The 12630-nt window shown below is 72.4% G+C and carries 14 protein-coding genes; 5 read left to right on the forward strand and 9 right to left on the reverse strand.

Going from position 1 to position 12630, the window contains the following annotated elements; genetic code table 11:
- Window positions 1-100 precede the first annotated feature (100 nt).
- A complete protein-coding gene (locus QWJ13_RS27550) occupies window positions 101-952 on the reverse strand; it encodes a siderophore-interacting protein (RefSeq protein ID WP_316527814.1) in 852 nt (283 codons plus the stop codon).
- Between the two features lie 81 nt (window positions 953-1033).
- Here QWJ13_RS27550 and QWJ13_RS27555 point away from each other — a divergent pair, with 81 nt between their 5' ends.
- On the forward strand, window positions 1034-1795 hold the full coding sequence (locus tag QWJ13_RS27555; protein WP_316527815.1) for a TetR/AcrR family transcriptional regulator: 762 nt from the start codon (window positions 1034-1036) through the stop codon (window positions 1793-1795).
- Window positions 1796-1881: 86 nt separating this feature from the next.
- Here QWJ13_RS27555 and QWJ13_RS27560 read toward each other — a convergent pair whose 3' ends face one another.
- Window positions 1882-2340: a luciferase domain-containing protein gene (locus QWJ13_RS27560; RefSeq protein WP_316527816.1), complete on the reverse strand. Its 459-nt coding sequence runs from the start codon at window positions 2338-2340 to the stop codon at window positions 1882-1884.
- A 52-nt stretch (window positions 2341-2392) separates the two neighbouring features.
- On the opposite strand from QWJ13_RS27560, the gene QWJ13_RS27565 reads away from it, so the two are divergent.
- Window positions 2393-2875, forward strand: a complete 483-nt coding sequence (locus QWJ13_RS27565) for a MarR family winged helix-turn-helix transcriptional regulator (RefSeq protein WP_316527818.1) — start codon at window positions 2393-2395, stop codon at window positions 2873-2875.
- Here QWJ13_RS27565 and QWJ13_RS27570 read toward each other — a convergent pair.
- From QWJ13_RS27570 to QWJ13_RS27600, 7 genes are all read right to left on the reverse strand, one after another.
- Complete coding sequence (locus QWJ13_RS27570) at window positions 2859-3374, reverse strand: flavin reductase family protein (protein WP_316527819.1); 516 nt, start codon at window positions 3372-3374, stop codon at window positions 2859-2861. The genes QWJ13_RS27565 and QWJ13_RS27570 overlap by 17 nt on opposite strands.
- The gene (locus QWJ13_RS27575) at window positions 3371-4786 is read right to left on the reverse strand and encodes a dihydroorotase (RefSeq protein ID WP_316527820.1); all 1416 of its coding nucleotides are present in this window, start codon (window positions 4784-4786) and stop codon (window positions 3371-3373) included. Before QWJ13_RS27575 ends, QWJ13_RS27570 begins: the two co-directional genes overlap by 4 nt.
- Window positions 4774-5898 carry an acyl-CoA dehydrogenase family protein gene (locus QWJ13_RS27580; RefSeq protein WP_316527821.1) on the reverse strand — a complete coding sequence of 375 codons (1125 nt, stop codon included), beginning with the start codon at window positions 5896-5898 and terminating at the stop codon, window positions 4774-4776. The genes QWJ13_RS27575 and QWJ13_RS27580 overlap by 13 nt, the downstream gene beginning before the upstream one ends.
- Window positions 5885-6934 (reverse strand): PrpF domain-containing protein, encoded by a 1050-nt coding sequence (locus tag QWJ13_RS27585; RefSeq protein WP_316527822.1) that lies wholly within the window; start codon window positions 6932-6934, stop codon window positions 5885-5887. Before QWJ13_RS27585 ends, QWJ13_RS27580 begins: the two co-directional genes overlap by 14 nt.
- Entirely contained in the window at window positions 6931-8745 is a 1815-nt protein-coding gene (gene asnB, locus QWJ13_RS27590; RefSeq protein ID WP_316527823.1) for an asparagine synthase (glutamine-hydrolyzing), read from the reverse strand. The genes QWJ13_RS27585 and asnB overlap by 4 nt, the downstream gene beginning before the upstream one ends.
- 14 nt (window positions 8746-8759) lie before the next feature.
- The gene (locus QWJ13_RS27595) at window positions 8760-9551 is read right to left on the reverse strand and encodes a cupin domain-containing protein (protein WP_316527824.1); all 792 of its coding nucleotides are present in this window, start codon (window positions 9549-9551) and stop codon (window positions 8760-8762) included.
- Window positions 9552-9799: 248 nt separating this feature from the next.
- Window positions 9800-10384: a TetR/AcrR family transcriptional regulator gene (locus QWJ13_RS27600; protein WP_316527825.1), complete on the reverse strand. Its 585-nt coding sequence runs from the start codon at window positions 10382-10384 to the stop codon at window positions 9800-9802.
- A 237-nt stretch (window positions 10385-10621) separates the two neighbouring features.
- On the opposite strand from QWJ13_RS27600, the gene QWJ13_RS27605 reads away from it, so the two are divergent.
- The 3 genes from QWJ13_RS27605 to QWJ13_RS27615 all read left to right on the forward strand — a co-directional run bounded on the left by QWJ13_RS27605 (window position 10622) and on the right by QWJ13_RS27615 (window position 12624).
- On the forward strand, window positions 10622-11044 hold the full coding sequence (locus QWJ13_RS27605) for a GlcG/HbpS family heme-binding protein (RefSeq protein ID WP_316527826.1): 423 nt from the start codon (window positions 10622-10624) through the stop codon (window positions 11042-11044).
- A gap of 117 nt (window positions 11045-11161) precedes the next feature.
- Window positions 11162-12388, forward strand: a complete 1227-nt coding sequence (locus tag QWJ13_RS27610) for a Cmx/CmrA family chloramphenicol efflux MFS transporter (RefSeq protein WP_316527827.1) — start codon at window positions 11162-11164, stop codon at window positions 12386-12388.
- 50 nt (window positions 12389-12438) lie between these two features.
- Window positions 12439-12624: a tautomerase family protein gene (locus tag QWJ13_RS27615; RefSeq protein ID WP_316527828.1), complete on the forward strand. Its 186-nt coding sequence runs from the start codon at window positions 12439-12441 to the stop codon at window positions 12622-12624.
- Window positions 12625-12630 lie beyond the last annotated feature (6 nt).

Here is a 12630-nt window from a genome sequence, read left to right on the forward strand (position 1 = left end):
TTGACCATCAATCAGTAAAATTCACGGAGGAAATCGGGCCGAATCCGCATCTTTCAGCCGATCGGCCCTGACCGGATCGGGCGACGCCGGGGTGACCGGATCAGTACCCTGCCGCCCGCTCCCGAGCGTCCGCCAGGTCCTCGGCGGTCGGCGCGTCGTCCTGGGTCAGCCGGTGGCGCCAGTAGCCGGTGAACTCGATGTCCTCCTTCGGCACCCCTTCCTGTTCCACCAGGCACCGGCGGATCGCCCGGACCGCCCCCGCCTCCCCGGCCAGCCAGACGAAGGGCTCGCCGCCCGGCAGCACGCCGTCCTCGAACGCCTCGGCCAGCAGCGTGCCCGGGGCGGCGCCGTCGCGGTACAGCCACTCCACCTCCAGCTCGGCCCGGGTTTCCAATTCCTGACGCTCCATCTGATCGGCGACCTCGATCCACGCGTACACCCGCACCTCCTCGGGCAGCGCCTCCAACAGCGTCGCGATGGCGGGCAGCGCGGTCTCGTCACCGGCCAGCAGCACCCAGTCGGCGGCCGTCGCGGCCTCGGCGAACGGGACCGCCGGGCCGTACAGCGCGGAGGGGCCGACCATGCCGAGCCGGTCGCCCGGCGCGGCCCGCAGCGCCCAGGCGGCGGCCGGGCCGGTGTCGCCGTGCAGCACGAAGTCGATCTCGATCAGCCGGGTGCCGGGCCGGCGGCGGCGCAGGGTGAAGCTGCGCAGCAGCGGGCGCTCGGCCTCGGGGATCGCCAGGTAGGCCTGGTACCAGCCCGTCGGATCGTCCTGCCGGGCGGGCAGCAGCGGCTCGCGCTGCCCGGGGCGCGGGAAGCAGAGCTTGAGCTGCTGGTCGGGGGTGGCGCCGACGGTGTCGGGCAGCTCCTCGGCGGCGAAGGTGATCCGGGCGGTGCGCGGCGTGATCCGGCGCGCCTCGACGACCTCGACGAAGGTGACGGGCAGAGTCATCGGGAAACCCCTTCGATTGGTAACCTTACGGCATAAAGAGTTGCCGTGGCGGCGATACTTTACGCCATAAGGAGATGTCGGATGACCGTCTACGCCGGACAGGGCGACGCCCAGCGCTCACTCGCCCTGCTCTGGGGCGCTCCCGAGGGACCCCGCACCGGGCGCAGCGGCCCCAAGCCGGGCCTGAGCGTGGCGGCGATCGTCTCCGCCGGAATCGCGGTGGCCGACGCCGAGGGCATGGCCGCGCTGTCGATGCGCGCCGTCGGCGAACGGCTCGGCCGCACCGCGATGGCGCTCTACACCTACGTCCCCGGCAAGGCCGAGCTGCTCGACCTGATGCACGACCGGGTGCTCGCCGAACTCCCCACCGGGCCGAGGGAGTCGGAAGGCTGGCGGGAGGCCGTCACCGACTGGGCCGAGGAGCTGTACGCCTGCTACCTGCGCCACCCCTGGGTGCTCCGGGTCTCGCAGGCCCGTCCGGTCCTCGGCCCGGCCGAACTCGCCGCAATGGAGGCGCTGTTGGGCGCGCTGCGGCCGGCCGGTCTGCCGCCGGCGCGGCTGCGCGGGGCGGTCGCCGCGCTCTGGCAGTTCGTCCGCGGCCAGGCGGCCACCGCCGCGGACGCGCGCGGCGCGGCGGCCGCGACCGGCGTCAGCGACGAGGACTGGTGGTCCGCCCGCTCCGCCCGACTGGCCGAGCTGGCACCGGACTTCGCGGATCGCTTCCCGCTGCTCGCCGCCTTGCAGAGCGCCGGCGGCGGCGCCCCGGAGGACAGCCACCGGGAGGCCTTCCGCAGCGGGCTCGCCGTCCTGCTCGACGGCATCGCGTCGCCGCCCGGGGCATAGCCGCCCGGAACACGAGGGGGCCCGCCCGTGTGGGTTCCACACGGGCGGGCCCTCCCCTCGACCGACTCAACCGACCGTCCGCCGGCTCACTCGTGGGCGCGGCCACGGGCGTAGGTGTACGAGGCGAGCAGGATCTGCCAGGCCACCTCGATCTCGTCCCGGTCGCGCGGGCCGAAGAGCAGCAGGGTGTTCTGGATGGGGTGCGGGATCCCCCAGCCGGCGTCGGTGACGTGCTTCTTGGTCGCCGGGGGCAGGGTGAGGTGCACGCTGCCGTCCTGCGGCGGGTGCTGGTGGGCGAACTCCCGGCTCTGCCGGATGAAGGCGTCGTCGGGCCCGGTGCCGAACTCCGGGGCCAGGTGGATGGCACGGGCCTCGGGGTAGGGCACGTGGGTCGGGGCGAGGTAGACGCCGCTCAGCGCCCGCATCCGCTGCCAGAACTCCTCCTGAAGCGTCGTCGGGGCGATCTGGTCGAGCTGGCCGTGGGGCACCGGGCCGCGGGTGCGGGGGGCCGGGCCGGGACGCTCGGGGAGGTGCAGGAGGGACATCGGTTTCCTTTCATCATTACGACATCGAACAGTTCTCGGCTACGCTCGGGGCATGGATGAGAAGCTTTCGAACGCTCCGGTACTGACGGAGGGGGCCGTCGCCCTGCCGGTCATCGACCGGCTGCTGCGCGTCTCACGCCAGGCCGAGCTGCGCTTCGGCCGCACCTGCTCCCGGTTCGGGCTGCAGGCCTGGGAGTTCGACGTGCTCACCACGCTACGCACCAAGTCGCCGGTGCACGAGATGTGCCCGGGGACCATCGCCGACCGGCTGCTCATCTCGAACAGCACCATGACCAACCGCGTCAACCGACTGGAGAAGGCCGGTCTGGTCGAGCGCCGGCTGAGCCCGGAGAACCGGCGCATCGTGATCGTCCGACTCACCGACAAGGGCCGTGAGGTCGTCGACCAGGTGATCGCCGCCCGGAAGCAGACCGAGCGCGAGGTGCTCGGCAGCGGGCTCTCCGAGGAGGAGGCCGGCCAGCTGTCCGCGCTGCTCGGCAAGCTCGACACGGCGCTCGTCACCCACGAGTCGTGAGCTCCAGGCGCCCGTAGCGCCTGCCGTGGTAGACCAGCGGCTCGCCGGCGGCGGTGCGCACGGCCACGACGTCGAGCAGCAGCACGCTGTGGTCGCCCGCGTCGATCGTGCGCGCCCGCCGGCACTGCACGGCGGCCAGGGCCCCCGGCAGCTCCGGGGCCAGACCGTCGGTGTACTCGAAGCCCGTACCGGCGAACTTGTCGATCTTGGGGGTCGCGAACCGCTCGGCCACCGACCGCTGTCCGGCCGCCAGCACGTTGATCGCGACCGGCCCCGCCCCGGCGAACAGCTCGTACGAGCGCGAGGACTTGGCCTGGCAGACCAGCATCATCGGCGGGTCGAGCGACACCGAGGTGACGGAGGTGGCGGCGAAGCCGTACGGCGTGCCGTCGGGCCCGGTGGTGGTCACCACGCACACCCCGCCGGCCAGGGCGGCCATCGCGTCCTTGAACAGCGGTTCCAGCTCGTCGGAGGCCGCGAGCAGCGATCCCCGGCTCATCGCTCGGCTCCGGCCAGGGCGGGCACCCGTGCCTCCAGCCAGCGGCCGTCGGGGCGGCCGAAGACGGCGGTGCCGTCCGCACCGCGGGCGTAGACGGTGTGCCCCTGCCGCAGGGTCCGTTCCACCCGGCCGGTGAAGGTCCAGCCCTCGTAGGCGGACCAGCCGACCTTGGCGTACGCCTCCTCGGCCCGCAGCCACCAGTTGGTGTCGGCGGAGACCAGGACGAGGTCCGCGTCGTGGCCCTCGGTGAGGGCCCCCTTGCGGCCGTCGAGGCCGAACAGGCGGGCCGGGCCCTCCGCCATGACCCGGACGGCGATCCGCAGGGCCCGCTCGGCGTCGCCGTCGGGCAGCCTTCGGCGCAGCCCGGTGAGCAGGGCGGGGAAGAGCTCCTGCACCCCGGGCAGCCCGGGCGGGGCGTCGGGGGCGGGCAGGGCCTTGTCGGTGAGGGCGTGCGGGGCGTGGTCGCTGCCGACGCTGGCGACCTCGCCGCGGATGACGGCCTGCCAGAGCCGGTCCTGGTCGGCCTGCTCCCGGATGGCGGGGCTGAGCCGGATGCGCGGGCCGAACCGCAGGGTGTCGTCGGTGGTGAAGGAGAGGTGGTGCCCGGTGACCTCGTAGGTGATCGGGATGCCGGCCGCGCCCGCCGCGGTGAGCAGGTCGGCCTCCTCCCTGCTGGACACGTGCAGGACGTGCACCTCGGTGCGGTGCCTGCGGGCGAGCTCGATCAGCTTCGCGACGGCGACGATGCCGCCGCTGCGCGGCCGGTGGGCCTCGTACGAGCGGTACGCCTGGGGCTCGCCCTGCCACTGGTCGAGGAGGGCGAAGACGTCGTCGTCCTCGGCGTGGAAGAGCAGCCGCAGGTTCTTGGCGGCGGCGAGCCGGAAGAGGCCGTCCAGCCGGGCGGGGTCGCGCAGCACGTGCGGCGCGGTGTGGTGGCCGGTCAGGAAGGCCTTGGCGGAGGTCGCCTCACGGGGGGTGAAGTCGTCCAGGAGCGCGACGTCGTCCGGGTTGACGCCCGCGTGGAAGCGGTAGTCGACCAGGCTGTTGCCCTCGATCAGGGCGTGTTTGGCGTGCGCGTCGGCGGGGGTGAAGGTGGCGGGGCGGGTGTTGGGCATGTCGATGACGGTGGTGACGCCGCCGGCGACGGCGGCCCGCGACCCGTTCGCCCACTCCTCCTTGCCGGTCAGGCCCGGGGTGCGGAAGTGCACATGGGAGTCGATGAGGCCGGGCAGGACGTACAGGCCGGAGGCGTCGATCGTCTCGCGGGCCTCGGCGGGGGCGCCGGGCGCCAGGACGGCGGCCACCTGCCCGCCGCTCACGGCGAGGTCGGCTTCGGTGACCCGGCTGCCGTCGACGATTCGTCCGCCGCGGACGAGGAGGTCGTACTCCGGGGTGGGGTTCAGCGCGTCCACGGGGTGCTCACCAGCTCCCTTGCGAGGTCGTTCGTCGGTCCCATGAGCGCCACGGCGCGGGCGTCGCGGGCCATCCGGTTGATGGGGTTGGAGATGACGTAGCCGGCGCTGCCGAGCAGCCGGGCGAGGGTCTGCACGACCTCCTCGGCGACCTCGCCGGCGAAGATCTTGCTGTACAGGGTGACGGCGCCGGGGTCGGCGGCGTCGCACCGTCCGGCCCGCTCGACCAGGGCGCGCGCGGCCTCGATGCGGGTGCGGACCTCGGCCAGCCGGAAGCGCAGGCCCTGGTGGTCGAAGAGGCCGCGCTTGCGGGAGGCCTCGAAGGCGTGGTCCCAGGCGGCCTCGGCGATGCCGACGGCGACGGCGCCCAGCGTCGCGCCGGACTGGCGAACACCGGCGATGACCCGGTTCGCGCCGTCGCGCGGGCCCAGCATGGCCTCCGCGGGCACCACGCAGTTCTCCAGCTCGATGAAGCCGGTCGCCGAGGCGCGCATGCCGACCAGGTCGAGACTGGTGTCCGGGGTGATGCCGGGGGTGTCGGCGGGGATGAGGAAGAAGCTCTGGCCGGTGGAGCCGTAGACCTCGCCGTCGTCCTCGACCTGGGTGGTCTGGGCGAGCACGAGGTAGACATCGGCGAGGCCCGCGCCCGTGGTGAAGGCCTTGCCGCCGCTGATCGACCAGCTGCCGTCGGGCCGCTCCTCGGCGATGGTGGCGAGGTTGCGCTTGGCGGCGCCCGCCCCGGACTCGCTCCAGGCGGAGGCCGCGAGCCACTCGCCGGAGGCGAGCCGGGGCAGCAGCTCGCCCTGCTGCTCGGCGGTGCCCCACTCGACGATGCGGCTGGAGACGGCCAGGTGCTGGAAGACGATGATGGCCATGGAGGGGTCGTGGCGGGCGATCTCGGCGATCCGCCGGTTGACCGCCAGCTGTTCGGCCCCGGCGCCCCCGAGGTGGGTGGGCGCCACCAGGCCGGTGACGTCGGAGGCGCGGACGGCCGCCAGCGCCTCGGGGGCGGGCCTGCCCTGCCGGTCGGCCGTCGCCGCGTGCTCGGCGAGGACGGCGAGCAGCGCCTCCCGGCCGGTTGCCGGGGTGTTGCCGAGTTCAGCGGTGGGCATAGGAGAGCGCTTCCTTCCGGACGTGCGGCCGGAGCCGTTCGAGGGTGAGCGAGCCGGTGAACTCCACGGACTTCTGGGCGACGCTCACCCAGGCGAGGCTGTCCGCGGGGGTGTTGCCGGTGACCGCGGCGCGCACCACGGTGGTGCCGCCCGCGGTGCGGATGGTGAGCGGTTCGCCCGGGGCGGCGGCCGCGCCGGCCAGGGCGTACGGGACGGTGCCGGCCATCTTGCTCGCCGCGCCGAGGCAGACCGCGCCGGTGAGCGCGATGGTGGGGTGCCAGGTGGGCACGGAGATGGCCCGGGCGGCGATGGTGCCCTCGCCGTCGGCCAGCAGGGCCGCGATCTTCGGGAAGGCCCCGCCGCGGGGCAGCCGGTAGACGTCGGCGGCGGCGCTGCGGATCCGCTGGAGGACCTCGAAGAGCTCCGGGTCGTCGGTGAAGAGCTCGTCGGCGTCGCGCACGCCGAGGTCGGCGGCGTTGACGAAGACGTACGGGTTGCTGACCGACACGCAGCTCGCGGTGATGCTGCCGTCCTCGTAGACGAGCGAGGTGGTGGGGCCGTCGCCGTGGGTGAGGGTGTCCAGGCACACCGCCGGGTGGTGCATGAAGTGGGCGGTGAAGGTGGCGCGGTCGCGCTCGCAGTCGTCGACCTCGCACACCACGTGGTCGCCGTTGTTGAGGACGTTGACCCGCACCCTCTGCCCGGGTGCGAGCCGGTGCACCCAGCCGAGGCGGGCGGCGGTCGTCACCGAGGCGAGCACCGAGTGGCCGCAGCTGCCGTGGAAGTCGAAGCGGGGCTCGGGCCCCGGCATGACCTGCACGAAGCGGTAGTCGATGTCGAACAGGGGGTGCGTGGAGGGGGCGATGAGCGCGATCTTGGTGATCCGCTCCAGGCCGCCGCCGTACTCGACGAGGTCGCGGACGGCCTCGCGCAGCAGGGGCTCCAGCTCCTCCGGGCGCTCGGGCAGCTCGTCGGCGGGCAGCGCCAGGGTGGGGCTGGGGCTGCCCTTGGCGTAGGCGATGTGGGCCCGGATCACGCCGCCACCCCCGTCGGGAGGGCGGCCGTCCGCCGGGTGCCGAGCTGCTCCCGCCAGATCTGGTGCACCATCAGCGACCAGATGGCCAGGGCGCTGGTGTCGTCGGGCCGCTCGATCTGGCGGGTGATGAGCTTCTGCACGGCGGTGGGGTCGAGCTGTCCGCCGGCCGCCAGCGCGGCGGGCGACAGGGTCTCCCGGGCGTGGTCGAGCAGCGCCTCGCCGGGGCGCAGCATCGCGGTGATGGGCAGGGTGAAGGGCTGCTTGGGCCGGTTGAGGACCGAGTCGGGCAGCAGTCCGCGGGCCGCCTGGTACAGGGCGCGCTTGCCCTCCTGGCCGCGGACGCGGAACTCCTCGGGCAGGCCGACGGCGAGCCGGGTGACGGCGGGCTGGCAGAACGGCAGCCGGACCTCGATCGAGCTGGCCATGGACAGGTGGTCGACGCGGCGCAGGTGGTAGGCGGGCAGCCGCTCGTCGACCTCGAAGGCGGTGATGGCCGCCAGCCGGTCGCCGGTCTCGCCGTACTTCTTGCCGAGGGTGTCGCGCAGGGTGTCGTACGCCCCGCCGTGCTGCGTCAGGTAGGCGCGGTAGTCGTCGGTGTAGAGCGATCGGCGCAGTTCGCCGGGGATCGCGGCGAGCTCTTCGAGGTAGTTGTGGGCCCAGTCGCCCTCGCCGTCGAGCAGGGCCTGCTTGATGCGCCCGTACCCGCCGAAGATCTCGTCGGCGGCGTCGCCGGTGACCGCGACCTTGAAGCCGGCGTCGCGCACGGCCTGGAACAGGAGGTAGGTGCTGATCGAGATGGGATCGGCGTTGGGCTGGCCGAGGTGCCAGACCACGTCGCGCATCAGCTCGGGGAAGCGGGCCGGGTCGGCCTCGACCTGGTGGTAGCGGGTGCGGTGGAGCTCGGCGACCTCGCGGGCGAAGTGCCGCTCGTCGAAGGGCCAGTCGCCCTTGTAGGCGATGTTGAAGCTGGTCAGGTCGGGCACGGTCTCCGCGAGGAGCGCGGTGACCAGGCTGGAGTCGAGGCCGCCGCTGGTGATCGCGGAGATCGGCACGTCGGCCAGGGCCAGGAGCTGGGTCTGCTCGCGCAGCACCTCCTGGAGCCGGGCTCCGGCGCTCTCCAGATCGGCGAACCGCTCGTCGGAGGTGACGTCGGCGCGGCGCACGAGGCGCAGCCCGTCGGCGGCGGTGAAGAAGGCGGTGGTGGCGCGGGGCAGGACCTGCACCGAGTCGACCATCGTCTGCTCGCCGAAGGGGGTCTTGCTGGTGAGGTAGGCGTCGAGGCCCGGCAGCCACGGGTCCCAGCTGATGCCCGGCAGCGAGAGCAGGGCGGGCAGTTCGGAGGAGAAGTGCAGCGAGCGGCGCTGCTGGTCCCACCGGTAGTAGAGCGGCTTCATGCCGGCCTGGTCGGTGGCGAGCACCAGGGTGGGCTCGTGGCGCAGGTCGAGGACGGCGATGGCGAACATGCCGTCGAGGTGCTCGGCGAAGTCGGCGCCGTAGTGGTGGTAGAGCGCCGGGAGGATGCTGCCGTCGCAGTGGTCGTCGAAGGTGTAGCCGAACGTCCGCAGCCGGGTGCGGAGTTCGACGTGGTTGTAGATCTCGCCGTTGAAGACGACCTTGATGCCGTCGCCCAGGGTGTACGGCTGGTCGCCGTGGTCCAGGTCCATGATGGCGAGGCGGTTGTTGCCGAGCGCCCAGCCGTCGCCCGCGGCCTGGTACTGGGCGTCGGGGCCGCCGTGGCGCTGGAGCAGGGCGACCGTGCGCAGGTGGTTCGCGGAGTGCTCTCCGCCGAAGTGTCCGTATATCCGGCACATGGCTGTGCGTTACCTCACTTCACATCAGGGGAGACGCCGGCAGCGTGGTAGAGCGCCGGATCGAAGGGGGTGGGGCCCCCGCAGGTGGTGAACGGTTCGGCGTCGGGGCCCGTGTGGGGGTTGCGGGCGCCGTGCGGGATGCCGGGGGGCGCGTACAGGACGTCGCCGGGGCGGACGTCGTTCCACTGGTCGTGCATGTAGAGCTGTCCGATGCCCTCGAAGGCGATGAACGCCTCTTCGCTCTCGGGGTGGATGTGCACGTTGAAGGTCTGGCCGGGCTGCTGGACGCCGCAGTGCAGGCACAGGCGCGAGGAGCCGCTGCCCGGCCAGAACACGAAGTTCATGACCGCGCTCTCGCCCTCGGTGGGGGACTCGCCGATGCCGGAGAAGCCGCGCAGCTGGGTCTCGCTGTCGGTGAGGGCGCCGGCGGTCTTGGGGTCCGCGCCCTCGGGCTCGCCGCCGACGAGCTTGGTGCGCCACACGTAGGCCGTCAAGCCCTCGTCGCCGGCGGTGAGTTCGAGCGTGCGGCCGGTGGGCGAGTAGAGGGCCGAGGTGCGGCGCAGCTCGGTGCGCGCGCTGCCGATGTCGCCGTGGCCGGTTCCGGCGAACACGACGACGACGTTCTCCTCCTCGAAGGACCAGCCCTGCCGCCAGACGGCGCCGGGGGCGACCTCGACGACGTTGAGCTTGACCTTCCGCGCGCCGATGGCCGGGCCGACGGGCTCCGCGACCCGGCCCCAGTCGAACGCCGAGAATGCGAATTCTTCACGACGAATTATTGCGCCCTTAACAGTGTCGGCACCCACGCCGAACCTCCTTGCAATTGACCGGACCAGAACTTCCCTTTAACCGGGCTGGCCCTTCAGAAGCTAAGTGGGGAAGCGATGGAACGCCAAGGAAAATCGCATACGGTCAAGATTTCTCCGGCCAAGCGACGGGACCAGCGGTGTTGCCCGGACGAAACATTTCCCGACACAGCGGGCGGGGAACGCGCGCACGCGAAAACGGCCGCCCCCTTACTCCTGGGGGCGGCCTGGCCGGAACGGGCGGGCGATTATTCGGGGATAACCGAGACGGCGGTGTCGACGATGGCCTCCAGCTGCTTCTCGTCCGGCATCGAAATGCTCATCACGCGCAATGCCTGGACCATTGCCGTGAGGAATCCGGCGAGTGCGTCGACGTCGGCGTCGGCGGAAATCTCGCCGGCCGCCCTGGCGGCGTGCAGCGCGGCGGCGAAGGCTCCCTTGAGCGCCTCCATCGCGTCCCGGGCGATCCGGGCGGCGCCGGTGTCGTGCGGGACCCGTTCGACCACGGCGCTGACCAGCAGGCAGCCGGGCCGTTCGGGGGCGCCGAGCGACTGGGCGACCCGGTCGAGCAACAGGTCCCGTACGGCTTGCCGGAACGGGACCCGGCGCAGCAGTTGGGCCTGGAGGTCGTGCGTCGTGAGCTTCACGTAGTGCCGCAGGGCCCGCTCGTACAGCTCCTGCTTGCTGCCGAACGCGGCATAGAGCGAACCCTTGCCGAGGCCGGCGGCGGTACACAGGTCCTGGACGGAGGTGGCCTCGTAGCCCTGCCGCCAGAAGAGGTCCATGACGGCGCTCAGCACCTCGTCCACGTCAAAGCCTCGTGGTCGTGCCATGCCGAGGAGCGTAGGCGGTTGTGGACCGCTCGGTCAACCAAGCATCCCTGGACGGTAGGCATTTGGGACTGACGGGGCCGGATCGCGCCAATTTTCTGTACCGCTCGGTCCACATCGATGACGCCTTGACAGCAGCCAACGACGCTGCGATAGCGTACATTCCCACATCGAACAGTTTGTCATTGAACGCTTGCTGTTCACCCGGACCACCCCGCAACCCCTCCGAGGAGCATCACCATGTCCAACGTCGTCCGCCGGGCCTCCATCAGCAGCGAGCTGGCCCAGAAGATCATCGAGGCGGCCGCCACCGCCGCACTCGCCACCGACAAGCGCTTCGGCATCTCGGTCGTGGACGAGAGCGGCCACCTGAAGGCCTTCCTCCGCCAGGACGGAGCGAAGTTGATCACCCTTCAGGTCTCGCAGGACAAGGCCTACACCGCCGCCGCCTCCCAGCTCTCCACCGAGCAGTGGTCGGAGAACCTCAAGAAGGACGAGGTCGTCGGCAACGGCGCGCCCACCGGCATCTCCCGCCTGGTCGCCCTCGGCGGCGGGCTGCCCATCGTGGTCGACGGCGAGATCGTCGGCGCGATCGGCGTCTCCGGCGGCCACTGGACCGACGACGTCAAGATCGCCGAGGCCGGCCTCTCCGTCCTGGGCTGACCACCCCGGCGTCACCCGCACCGGCCTCTCCCCGCGCCCCCGTCGGGGAGAGGCCCCCGCCCCGCCTCCGGTCGGGCCCCCGTCCCGCCTCCGCGCCCTTCTCCGGGAGAAGTCGCCATGCCCATCGCCCTGTTCATCCTGGGCCTCACCATCTTCGGCCTCGGCACCACCGAGTTCATGATCGCCGGCCTGCTCCCCGAGCTCGCCGACTCCTTCGATGTGACGGTCCCCCAGGCGGGACACCTCATCTCGCTCTTCGCCATCGGCGTGACCGTCGGCGCGCCGCTGATCACCATGCTGGCCTCGCGCGTCCCCCGCAAGGCCACCCTGGTCACCCTGCTGGCGGTCTTCCTCGTCGGCGAGCTCGTCGCCGCGACCTCGCAGAGCTACGGCGTGCTCATGGCCGCCCGCCTCATCACCGCCGTCGCCCACGGGGCGTTCTTCGGCATCGGCGCGGTCGTCGCCGCCGGGTTGGTGGAGCCGGCCAAGCGCGCCCGCGCCATCTCCATCATGTTCGGCGGCCTGACCGTCGCCACCATCGCCGGCGCCCCGCTCGGCGCCTTCCTCGGCCAGCACTTCGGCTGGCGCGCCCCCTTCTGGGCCGTCTTCGCCATCGGCGCCGTCGGCCTCCTCGGCGTCATCCTCCTCGTCCCGCACCAGCCCCGCGAGCAGGGTGCCAACCTGCGCGGCGAACTCGCCGCCTTCCGCCGCCTCAACGTGTGGCTGGCGCTGGCCACCACCCTGCTCAGCCAGGCCGCGCTGTTCGCCGCGTACACCTACGTCACCCCGCTGCTCACCGACATCACCGGGTTCGGCGAGGGGGCGGTGCCCGTGCTGCTGACCCTCTTCGGCATCGGCACCTTCTGCGGCAGCTGGATCGGCGGCAAGTTCGCCGACCGCAACCTGATGCGCACCCTGTGGATCGGCATGATCCTGCTCGGCGGGATGCTGCTGCTCTTCCAGGTCTCCGCGCACAACAAGGTCGCCATGGTCATCACCCTCGCGGCCTTCGGCGTCGCGAGCTTCCTCATCAACCCCGGCCTCCAGACCCGGGTGATGAACGAGGCGGGCGAGGCCCCCTCGCTGGCCAGCGCCGGCAACATCTCGGCCTTCAACATCGGCAACGCGGTGGGCCCGTGGACGGCGGGCCTGGCCATCGCCGGCGGTCACGGCTACCTCTCCCCCGCCTGGGTCGGTGTCGCCTTCGCGGCCGCCGCCCTGGTCACCGCGCTGGCCTCCACCGCCCGCGACGCCTCCGCCCGCCGCACCGCGGGCGCCTCCGCCCCGGCCGGCGCCCCCGCCCAGGCCGAGCCCGCCGTCGCCGCGCCCGCGTCGCACTCCTGACAGCCTCCCGCACCGCCCAGCCACCGCCCCAGCCACCGGAAGGACCTGCCGTGCCCGTCGTCAACATCGCCCTCTGGAAGGGCAACACCACCGACCAGCGCCGCGACCTCGTCAGCGAGCTCACCGACACCGTCGCCCGCATCGCCGACTGCCCCAAGGAGGCCGTCACCGTCATCCTCACCGAGGTCGAGAAGGACCACTGGGGCAAGGGCGGCCGGCTCGCCAGCGAGCTGTAGGGCCGT

The sequence above is a fragment of the Kitasatospora brasiliensis genome, from assembly GCF_032654805.1.
Classification (GTDB): Bacteria; Actinomycetota; Actinomycetes; order Streptomycetales; family Streptomycetaceae; genus Kitasatospora; species Kitasatospora brasiliensis.